Here is a 10,204-nt window from a genome sequence, read left to right on the forward strand (position 1 = left end):
AGGATTGCGCCCGTGAAATTCCTCGATCTCGCCAAGGTCTATGTCCGCTCGGGCGGCGGGGGCGCGGGCTGCGTATCCTTCCGCCGCGAGAAGTTCATCGAATATGGCGGGCCGGACGGCGGCGACGGCGGCAATGGCGGCGATGTCTGGGCCGAGGCGGTCGAGGGGCTGAACACGCTGATCGACTTTCGCTTCCAGCAGCATTTCTTCGCCAAGTCGGGCGGGCATGGCATGGGCGCGCAGCGCACCGGCGCCTCGGGAGACGACATCCTGTTGCGCGTGCCGGTCGGCACCGAGATCCTGGAAGAAGACCAGGAAACCGTGGTCGCCGACCTGACCGAGCCGGGCCAGCGGGTGCTGCTGGCCAGGGGCGGCAACGGCGGCTTCGGCAACCTGCATTTCAAAAGCTCGACCAACCGCGCGCCGCGCCACGCCAACCCCGGCCAGCCGGGGGTCGAGCGCACGCTGTGGCTGCGGCTGAAGCTGATCGCCGATGCCGGGCTGGTGGGCCTGCCGAATGCCGGGAAATCGACCTTTCTTGCCGCGGTGTCGAACGCGCGGCCCAAGATCGCGGACTATCCCTTTACCACGCTGCACCCGAACCTGGGCGTCGTGGGCGTGGACGGGCATGAATTCGTCATGGCCGACATCCCCGGCCTGATCGAGGGCGCTTCCGAGGGCCGGGGCCTGGGCGACCAGTTCCTGGGCCATGTCGAGCGCTCGCGCGTGCTTCTGCACCTGGTCGACGGCACGGCCGAGGACGTGGCGCAGGACGCCCGCACCATCCTGACCGAGCTTCAGGCCTATTCCCCGGCTCTGGCCGAAAAGCCGCGGGTGACGGCGCTGAACAAGATCGACGCGCTCGACCCCGAGACGCTGGCCGAGCGCAAGGCGGCGCTCGAGGCCGAGATCGGCGGCCCGGTGCTCTTGATGTCCGGCGTCTCGCGCGAAGGCGTGACCGAGGTCTTGCGCGCACTCTGGTCGCGGATCGCGCCCTCGCGCAAGCCCGCCGCCGACAAGGAAGACAAGCCGTGGCAGCCCTGACGCCGGAACTGGGCCGCGCGCAGCGGCTGGTGGTCAAGATCGGCTCGGCGCTGCTGGTGAACGGCGCGGGGCTGCGCGCCGAATGGCTGCGCGCGCTTTGCGACGACGTGGCGCGGGCGCGGGGGCGGGGGACGGACGTGGTGCTGGTTTCCTCGGGCGCCATCGCGCTGGGGCGGCAGGTGCTGGGCCTGCCCGCCGGTCCCCTGCGGGTCGAGCAGTCGCAGGCGGCGGCGGCGGTGGGCCAGATCAAGCTCGCCCGCGCCTATGAAGAGGCGCTGGCGCCGCATGGCGTCAAGACCGCGCAGCTGCTGGTGACGCTGGACGACACCACCGACCGGCGCCGCTATCTCAACAGCCGGGCGACCATGCAGACGCTCCTGGGCCTCGGCGTGGTGCCGATCGTGAACGAGAACGACACCGTGGCGACCGACGAGATCCGCTTCGGCGACAACGACCGGCTGGCGGCGCAGATCGCCGTGACCTGCGGGGCCGACCAACTCCTGCTGCTGTCCGACGTCGACGGGCTCTATACCGCCAATCCCAAGACCGACCCCGCCGCGCGTCACCTGCCGGTGGTCCAGCAGATCACCCCCGAGATCGAGGCCATGGGCGGCGACCCGATCTCGGGCGTCAGCAAGGGCGGCATGAAGACCAAGCTGATGGCGGCGCGCACGGCGGTGGCGGGCGGCTGCGCCATGGCCATCGCCGAGGGCTCGGTGCTGAACCCGCTTTCCGCCGTGGCGAGTGGCGCGCGGGTGACATGGTTCCTGCCCGACACCGACCCGCAGGCCGCGCGCAAGCGCTGGATCGCGGCGATGAAGCCCAAGGGCGAGATCACCGTCGATGCCGGCGCGGCGCTGGCGCTGGGGCAGGGCAAGTCGCTGCTGCCGGCCGGCGTCACCGCCGTCTCGGGCCGCTTCGGCCGGGGCGATCCGGTGGTGGTGCAGGACGGCAAGGGCGCACGGCTGGCCTGCGGCCTCGTGCGCTATTCCTCGACCGAGGCGCGCGCCATCGCCGGCCATCGCAGCGACGAGATCGAGGGCATCCTCGGCTATCCCGGCCGGGCCGCGCTGGTCCATCGCGACGACATGGTGGTGTGATCTTCTTGGGCCGTAGCTTCTGCGTCGCGGTCGCATGGGTATTTGAAGAACGAAGAAGCCCGGTGCCGCGCTGAATTTCGGAAAGCGGCACCGGGCTTCTTCGTTCCATAAATACCCATCTGCGACACCGATCATGAGGCCGGCGTCGCAGTTCACTCGATCGGGCGCGGCTTGGCGAGCGCGTGGCGGCGCTGGAACAGCCCGCGGATCTGCGACATGCGCACCGCGTTCTGGCCCGGTGCGGGCAGTCCCAGCACCGTATCGCGCAAGAGCGCGATGCCGTCCTCGCTGCGGCCGGGCAGCGACGCGGCCGGGATCGGGGCGCCGATGGTCACGCGGAAGGGCTGGCCCGCCTTGTTCAGCACCTCGTTGAACAGCGTCACGTCGCGCAGCGTCGGGTGGATCGCGTCAAGCAGGTAGAACAGCGCCGAATTGCGCGCCCGGATCCGCAGCGGGATGATGGGCGCATCGAACTTGCGTGCGATCATCGCTGCGCTGGCCATCCAGGGGCGCTCGTGCAGGCTCAGGCCCCGGCGCTTGGCCAGCCGGCCCGAGGGGAAGATCAGACCGATCCGCCCGCGCCCCAGCGCCTCGCGCGTATAGTCCATCGTGGCGCGGGTCTTGGCATGGCTGCGCTTTTCGGCGCGCCATTCCACCGGGGCGATCAGGCTGTCGAATTGCGGCAGGATGCGCAGGATGTCGTGATTGGCATAGACGAAAAGATCGTCCCGCACCGCAGCGATCACCGCGTTCAGCACGATCCCGTCGGCGATCCCGGTCGGGTGGTTCGACACGATCAGCGCCGGGCCGGTGGCCGGGATATGCTCGATCCCCTCGACCCGCAGGTCGCGCAGGATCAGCCCGGCGATGCGGCGCATGACCTCGTCCGTGGGCAGGTCGCGATATTCCGCCGCCAGCTCCAAGGTGCGCGGATAGCGCAGGAGCCGCATCAGCAGCTGCCGCGCCAGCGCATGGTGCCGGCGGCCCGAAAAAAGCCAGGGCGCCCGCTCGGCAATCAGCGGATCGAGACGGCGTTTCATGTCCTCGCGGGCATCCATGGGGGCAGTATTGCCGTGCCCGCAAGATGCCCGCAAGAGTGGTTCGATCATGGTCAGGCGCCACCGGCAAGGATGCGCGTAACCATCTCGGAGGTGTTGCGCGACAGGCCCGGCATCGCCGCCAGCCGGCCAAGTGCGACGCGGGCATGGGCCTGGCGGGTGGCGTCGTAGCGGGTCCAGGTCTCGAAGGTCGAACACATGCGCGCGGTGGTCTGCGGGTTCACCGGGTCGAGCCGCATCAGCCAGTCCACGGTGAAATCGTAGCCCGAGCCGTCGGCGGCGTGGAAGGCGGCGTGGTTCGCGCCGAGCCCGCCGATCAGGGCGCGGAAGCGGTTCGGGTTCTTCCAGTCGAAATCCGGCCGCGCCGCAAGATCGCGGGCGCGGGCCACCGCCAGGCCGGGCGCGGCGCGCAGCGGCTGGACCATGAACCATTTGTCCATGACCAGGCGGTTCCCGGCGAATTCCCGCGCAAAGGCCGCCAGCGCCTCGGCGTCCCTGCCGGCCGCGATCAGCCATTCCAGCGCGCCCTGCCGCTCGGTCATGTTCGAGGCGGCGGCGAACAGCGCCTCGGCCCGCGCGGCCCCGTCGATGCGCGACAGAAGGCCCAGACAGGCGAGCCGCAGGCTGCGCCGCCCCGCGCCCTCGGCATCGGGGCGATAGGGGCCGGGGGTCGCCATCGCCTCGTAGAGCCGGGCCAGCGCCGGTTCATGCGCCGCGGCGATGTCGCGGGCCAGCGCCTCGCGCGCGGCATGGATCGCGTCCGGGTCCGGGATCTCGCCGCGGGCGGCGATGGTGGTCGCGATCTCTTCCTCGCCGGGCAGGGACAGGCAGAGCGCGGCAAAGGCCGGGTCGGCCTCGGCATCGGCCAGAAGCCCGCCGATGGCGCGGCTGAATTCCGCGCCGCCCTCGGCCCCGGTGGACCGCGCGATCAGCGCGTCCAGCGCCAGGTCGTGGCCGGCCTGCCAGCGGGCATAGGGGTCGGTGTCATGCGCCAGCAGCAGCGCCTGTTCGTCCGCCGCGATCTCGCGCGAGACCGTCACCGGCGCCGAAAAGCCGCGCAGGAGCGAAACCACCGGCCGCGCGCCCAGGTCCCCGAAGCGGAAGCTCTGCCGGGCCTCGGTCATCTCCAGCACCGTGGTCGGCAGCACCTCGTCGCCATTCGGGCCGATCAGGCCGAGCGCGATGGGAATCACCCGCGGCGGCTTGTCCGGCTGGCCGGGGGTCGGCGCGGTTTCCTGGCGGAAATCCAGCGTGAGCGTGCCGTCGCGCCAATCCTCGGAAAGCGTCAGCCGCGGCGTGCCGGCATCAGTATACCAGCGCTTGAACTGGGTCAGGTCGCGGCCGGTGGCGTCCTGAAAGACCTTGATCCAGTCCTCGATGGTGCAGGCCTGGCCGTCGTGGCGGTCGAAATAGAGGTCGAGCGCGCGGCGATAGCCCTGATCGCCGACCAGCCGCTTGAGCATGCCGATGACCTCGGCGCCCTTTTCATAGACCGTGGCGGTGTAGAAATTGTTGATCTCCTGATAGTGGTCCGGGCGCGGCGGATGCGCGAGCGGCCCGGCATCCTCGCGGAACTGGCGCGCGCGCAGGGTCTGGACGTCATGGATGCGTTTGACCGCGGCCGAGCGCATGTCCGAGGTGAACTGCTGGTCGCGGAACACCGTCAGCCCCTCTTTCAGGCACAGCTGGAACCAGTCGCGGCAGGTGATGCGGTTGCCGGTCCAGTTGTGGAAATATTCATGGCCGATCACGCCCTCGATGCGCTCGTAATCGCCGTCCGTCGCGGTTTCGGCACTGGCCAGAACCAGCTTGGAGTTGAAGATGTTCAACCCCTTGTTCTCCATCGCGCCCATGTTGAAATCATCCACGGCGACGATGTTGAACACGTCGAGGTCGTATTCGCGGCCGTAAGCCTCCTCGTCCCATTTCATCGAGCGGATCAGCGATTCCATGGCATAGCCGGCGCGGTCCTGGTCGCCCGGCCGCACCCAGACGTTCAGCGCCACCTGGCGGCCCGACATGGTGGTGAAGCTGTCGGGCACCGCCACCAGATCGCCCGCGACCAGCGCGAAGAGATAGGCGGGCTTCGGCCAGGGGTCGTGCCAGACCGCCTGACCCGCCCCCTGCGAGACCGGGTTGCCGTTCGACAGCAGCACCGGCTTGTCCGAGCGGATGGTGACGCGGAAAGGCGCCATCACGTCGGGGCGGTCGGGATACCAGGTGATATGGCGAAAGCCCTCGGCCTCGCATTGGGTGCAGAACATGCCGCCGGACAGATACAGCCCCTCCAGCGCGGTATTGGCCTCGAGGTCGATCTCGACCTCGGCGGCGAAGGTGAAGGCGTCGGGCAGGTCGGCGGCGGGGATCACCAGCCGCCCGCCCGTCGCGCCCGCGGGGTCGAGCGGCTTGCCGTCGATCGCCAAAGACAGCGTTTTCAGCCCCGCGCCGTCCAGCACCAGGTCGCCCGCGCCCTTGCGGCGGAAGTCGATCTGCGAGCGCACCCGCGTTGCGCGCGGGGCGAGGTCGAATTCCAGCCGCGTCTCGGCGATCTCGAAGGGATAGGGGCGCCAATCGGCGAGATATTGCGTGACGGTCATGGGGCACCTCATGGCAGGCGAAAAAAATCGGCGGCACGGCGGAACTTGTGCGAAACCCAAGTGTTAGACGCAGGATAGCCGGGTCGCAAGCCGGGGTCCGTCCCCGGCCGACCAGCCGCAAGCGCCAACCAGAAGAGCGAGGAACAAGAATGGCCCATTACGACCCGAACGATCCGAAGCGGACCGAGGGCACCGATCCCCAGCGCCCGGCCGCGGCGCCCGAGACCTATGTCGAGCCGGTCGAGCGGCGCGCCTCGCCGCTGCCGCTGATCATCGGCATCCTGCTGGCCCTGGCCATCGCCTATTTCGTGCTGCAGTATTTCATGGGCCGCGACGAAGGCGCGACCACCGGCGAGGATGCCGCCGTGACCACGACCGAGCCCGCGGACACCACCGCGGACGTGCCGGGAACCACGACCGCGCCGGCCGCGACGGATGCCACCACGACCGGAACCCCGGCCGAAGCCGCCTCGGATGCGGCTGACGACGCCGCGACCGCTGCCGAGGACGCCGCCGATGCCGCCGGCGAGGCCGCGAGCGACGCTGCCACCGCCGTCGAAAGCGGTGCCGAAGCCGCGGGCGAGGCGATGGGCGAGGCGGCCGATGATGCCGCTGCCGCCGTCGGCGACGCCGCCCAGGACGCCGCGGAAGCCGCGGGCGAGGCCGCGACCGCCGCGCAGGAAGCCGCCGACAATGCCGCCGAGGCTGCGGGCGAGGCGATGCAGGATGCCGGCGAGGCGCTGGACGACGCCATCACCGTGGAAGAGCCGGCGGCCCCGGTGACGCCGCCGGCCGGCGAAACCACTACCACGCCGCCGGCGAACTGATCGTCCCATGCGGGTGCGTGCCGCCGTCCGGTCACTCGGACGGCGGCTTTCAATTTTTACGCAAGGCAGAATTGCGGGATCATTGAAGGTCGGGCCGGTTGAAACCCTGCGCCGTTTGGCATACCACGGCACACCAAAGCCAGCCGGACAATTGAAGCAAGGGGAAGTGCGATGGGTCGCGTGGAAAAGGCAGGATTGCGGGTGGACGAGACGCTTGCCGCCTTCATCAACGAGCGTGCGCTGCCCGGCAGCGGCGTCGAGCCGCGCCGGTTCTGGGAGGGGCTTTCGGCCCTGCTCCACGATTTCGGGCCGCGCAACCGGGCGCTGCTGGAGCGGCGCGAGGAGCTGCAATCGGCCATCGACGCCTGGCATATCGCCCATCGCGCCGAACCCAAGGACGCCGGCGCCTATCGCGATTTCCTGGCCGAGATCGGCTACCTGGTCCCCGAGGGCGAGGATTTCCAGATCGAGACGCCCGAGACCGACCCGGAATTCTCCAGCGTGGCCGGGCCGCAGCTGGTGGTGCCGATCACCAATGCGCGCTATGCGCTGAACGCCGCCAATGCCCGCTGGGGCAGCCTCTATGATGCGCTTTACGGCACCGATGCCCTGGGCGACCTGCCGCAGGGCAAGGGCTATGACGCCGCCCGCGGCGCCCGCGTCATCGCCTGGGGCCGCGATTTCCTCGACACTGCCGCGCCCTTGGCCGAGGGCTCCTGGGCGGGGATCGAGGCGCTGTCGGTCACGGACGGCGCGCTGGTCCCGGCGCTGCGCGAGCCGGCCAAGTTCGCCGGCCATCGCGGCGACGGCGCCACTCCGACCGACATCTTCCTGAAGAACCACGGGCTCTTGATCCGCATCGTCATCGACGCCTCGACCCCGGTCGGCGCGCAGGACAAGGCGGGCATCTCGGACATCGTGATCGAATCGGCGCTGTCGGCGATCATGGATTGCGAGGATTCCGTCGCCTGCGTCGATGGCGAGGACAAGGCGCTGGCCTATGCCAACTGGCTGGGCCTGATGGATGGCACCCTGGCCGAAGAGGTCGAGAAGGGCGGCAAGACCTTTACCCGCCGCCTCAATCCCGACGTGACCTTCACCGCGCCCGACGGCTCGGAAGTCACCGCCAAGGGCCGCGCCCTGATGCTGGTCAGGAATGTCGGCCACCTGATGACCACCCCCGCCGTGCTGGACCGCGACGGCGGCGAGGTCTTCGAGGGCCTGCTGGACGCCATGGTCACGACGCTTTGCGCCAAGCGCGACCTGGACCGCGAGGGGCCGAAGAACTCGGTCACGCAGTCGATCTATGTGGTCAAGCCCAAGATGCACGGCCCCGAGGAGGTCGCCTTCGCCTGCGAGATCTTCGATTTCGTCGAGGATGTGCTGGGCCTGCCGCGCCATACCGTCAAGCTGGGCATCATGGACGAGGAGCGCCGCACCTCGGCCAACCTCAAGGAATGCATCCGCGCCGCGAAGCATCGCGTGGCCTTCATCAATACCGGCTTCCTCGACCGCACCGGGGACGAGATCCACACCTCGATGGAGGCGGGCGCGATGCTGGCCAAGGGCGAGATGAAGGCGCAGCCCTGGATCTCGGCCTACGAGGATCGCAACGTCGACATCGGCCTGGCCTGCGGGCTGGCCGGCAAGGCGCAGATCGGCAAGGGCATGTGGGCGATCCCCGACCGCATGGCCGAGATGCTGGAGCAGAAGATCGTCCATCCCATGGCCGGCGCCAACACCGCCTGGGTGCCCAGCCCGACCGCCGCGACCCTGCATGCGACGCATTACCACAAGGTCGACGTCTTTGCCCGCCAGGCCCAGATCGCCGCGGCGCGCCGGCCCCTGCGGCTCGACGACCTGCTGACCATCCCGCTGGCCGGCGGCCGCAACTACAGCGAGGCCGAGATCACCCGCGAGCTGGAGAACAACTGCCAGGGCATCCTGGGCTATGTCGTGCGCTGGATCGACCAGGGCGTCGGCTGCTCGAAGGTGCCCGACATCAACGACGTCGGCCTGATGGAGGACCGCGCCACGCTGCGCATCTCGGCCCAGTCGCTGGCGAACTGGCTGCATCACGGCATCGTCACCGACCGGCAGGTCATGGACGCCTTCCGCAAGATGGCCGCGGTGGTGGACCGCCAGAACGCGGACGACCCGGCCTATGCGCCGATGGCGCCGGGCTTTGACGGCGTGGCCTTCCAGGCGGCCTGCGACCTGGTCTTTTTGGGCCGCATGCAGCCCTCGGGCTATACCGAGCCGGTGCTGCACGCCCGCCGCCTGCAGGCCAAGGCCGAACAGACGAGCCGCGCGGCATGATCGCGCGGCTGGCCGGCCTGCCGCCGGTCTGGCTGGTGCTGTTCGCATCGGCCGGGGCGGTGCTGGGTCGGCTGGTGCCGCTGGGCCTGCCGCCGGCGCTGCGCGGGCTGGGCCTGTTGCTGGTCGCGGCGGGGCTGGGGCTGATGCTCTGGGCGGCGCTGACCATGTGGCGGGCGCGCACCACCGTCATGCCCGGCCGCCGGCCCGAGGCGCTGGTGACGGGCGGCCCGTTCCGCTTTTCGCGCAATCCGATCTATCTGGCCGACCTGATTCTGCTGGCCGGGCTGATGCTGGCGCTGGCCGCGCCGGCGGGGCTGGTCACGGTGCCGGCCTTCGCCCTGTTCCTGCAGCGCCGCTTCATCCTGCGCGAGGAAGCCGTCATCGCCGCCGCTTTCGGTCCCGCCTATGACCGCTATAGGATGCAGGTCAGGCGCTGGATCTAGGGAGGGCATCGTGGAACGCTCGCGCATCAACCGCATCATGGCCGAGGCGGCCGAGCTGATTGGCAAGGCAGGCTTCCACCTGCCGCCATTCGCCCATTGGAGCCCCGAGGAGTTTCGCGCCCGCGCCACGCCGGCGATTCGCGACGGCCGGCTGGGCTGGGACATCACCGATTACGGCCAGGGCGATTTCGATCGGCTGGGCCTGTTCCTGTTCACGCTCAGGAACGGCCGGCTTGCCGAGCTGCAGGCGGGCAGGGGCATGGTCTATGCCGAAAAGCTGCTGATCTCGCAGGAAAACCAGATCAGCCCGATGCATACCCATGCCATCAAGACCGAGGACATCATCAACCGCTGGGGCGCGACGCTGGCCATCCGGCTTTGCGGGTCGGACGCGCAGGGCTGCATGGACCGCAATGCGCCCTGCCGGGTCGATTGCGACGGCATCGCGCGCGAGATCGCGCCGGGCGGCGTGCTGCGGCTGGCGCCGGGCGAATCCGTGACGCTGCGTCCGGGCGACTGGCACGAGTTCTGGGCCGAGGGCGGGCCGGTGCTGATCGGCGAGGTCTCGACCGTGAACGACGACCTGACCGACAATATCTTCGCCGCGCCCATCGGGCGTTTCGCCACCGTCCACGAGGACGAGCCCCCGGTTCACCTGCTGGTCAGCGACTACTGAACTCCGCGATGGTGTTTCTGACGCAGGGTCACATTCGTGGAATGTGCGGCGCCTCACTCTCTTGTGAAAGATTGTTGCGCTCTGCTATGGGGGACGCTGAAAGTCGCTAACAGGGGAGGTGGCCTGGTGAAGATCGGCGG

At 69.5% G+C, this 10,204-nt stretch carries 8 protein-coding genes; 6 read left to right on the forward strand and 2 right to left on the reverse strand.

Annotated features, from left to right (window positions below; genetic code table 11):
* Positions 1-12: 12 nt before the first annotated feature.
* Entirely contained in the window at positions 13-1,044 is a 1,032-nt protein-coding gene (gene obgE, locus FE811_RS16675; protein ID WP_116220904.1) for a GTPase ObgE, read from the forward strand.
* Positions 1,032-2,144, forward strand: coding sequence for a glutamate 5-kinase (proB, locus tag FE811_RS16680; protein ID WP_116220905.1), 1,113 nt, complete (start codon positions 1,032-1,034; stop codon positions 2,142-2,144). Before obgE ends, proB begins: the two co-directional genes overlap by 13 nt.
* A gap of 152 nt (positions 2,145-2,296) precedes the next feature.
* On the opposite strand, the gene FE811_RS16685 is transcribed toward proB, so the two are convergent.
* Both FE811_RS16685 and pepN read right to left on the reverse strand, forming a co-directional pair.
* Positions 2,297-3,184, reverse strand: coding sequence for a 1-acyl-sn-glycerol-3-phosphate acyltransferase (locus tag FE811_RS16685; protein WP_370362682.1), 888 nt, complete (start codon positions 3,182-3,184; stop codon positions 2,297-2,299).
* 71 nt (positions 3,185-3,255) lie between these two features.
* Complete coding sequence (pepN, locus tag FE811_RS16690) at positions 3,256-5,799, reverse strand: aminopeptidase N (RefSeq protein WP_116220906.1); 2,544 nt, start codon at positions 5,797-5,799, stop codon at positions 3,256-3,258.
* 149 nt (positions 5,800-5,948) lie between these two features.
* Here pepN and FE811_RS16695 point away from each other — a divergent pair, with 149 nt between their 5' ends.
* The 4 genes from FE811_RS16695 to FE811_RS16710 all read left to right on the forward strand — a co-directional run bounded on the left by FE811_RS16695 (position 5,949) and on the right by FE811_RS16710 (position 10,064).
* Positions 5,949-6,626, forward strand: a complete 678-nt coding sequence (locus tag FE811_RS16695) for a hypothetical protein (RefSeq protein WP_116220907.1) — start codon at positions 5,949-5,951, stop codon at positions 6,624-6,626.
* A gap of 171 nt (positions 6,627-6,797) precedes the next feature.
* Positions 6,798-8,945 carry a malate synthase G gene (locus FE811_RS16700; RefSeq protein WP_116220908.1) on the forward strand — a complete coding sequence of 716 codons (2,148 nt, stop codon included), beginning with the start codon at positions 6,798-6,800 and terminating at the stop codon, positions 8,943-8,945.
* Entirely contained in the window at positions 8,942-9,388 is a 447-nt protein-coding gene (locus tag FE811_RS16705; RefSeq protein ID WP_166435396.1) for an isoprenylcysteine carboxylmethyltransferase family protein, read from the forward strand. The genes FE811_RS16700 and FE811_RS16705 overlap by 4 nt, the downstream gene beginning before the upstream one ends.
* A gap of 10 nt (positions 9,389-9,398) precedes the next feature.
* On the forward strand, positions 9,399-10,064 hold the full coding sequence (locus FE811_RS16710) for a D-lyxose/D-mannose family sugar isomerase (RefSeq protein WP_116220909.1): 666 nt from the start codon (positions 9,399-9,401) through the stop codon (positions 10,062-10,064).
* The last annotated feature ends 140 nt before the right edge of the window (positions 10,065-10,204 follow it).

The sequence above is a fragment of the Paracoccus sp. FO-3 genome (genome assembly GCF_006386455.1).
GTDB classification, from domain to species: domain Bacteria; phylum Pseudomonadota; class Alphaproteobacteria; order Rhodobacterales; family Rhodobacteraceae; genus Paracoccus; species Paracoccus versutus.

Coding starts and splice junctions, on each gene's coding strand:
- FE811_RS16685 (WP_370362682.1), bottom strand. CDS start 3,184: ATGAAACGCCGTCTCGATCCGCTGATTGCCGAGCGGGCGCCCTGGCTT.
- pepN (WP_116220906.1), bottom strand. CDS start 5,799: ATGACCGTCACGCAATATCTCGCCGATTGGCGCCCCTATCCCTTCGAG.
- FE811_RS16695 (WP_116220907.1), top strand. CDS start 5,949: ATGGCCCATTACGACCCGAACGATCCGAAGCGGACCGAGGGCACCGAT.
- FE811_RS16700 (WP_116220908.1), top strand. CDS start 6,798: ATGGGTCGCGTGGAAAAGGCAGGATTGCGGGTGGACGAGACGCTTGCC.
- FE811_RS16705 (WP_166435396.1), top strand. CDS start 8,942: ATGATCGCGCGGCTGGCCGGCCTGCCGCCGGTCTGGCTGGTGCTGTTC.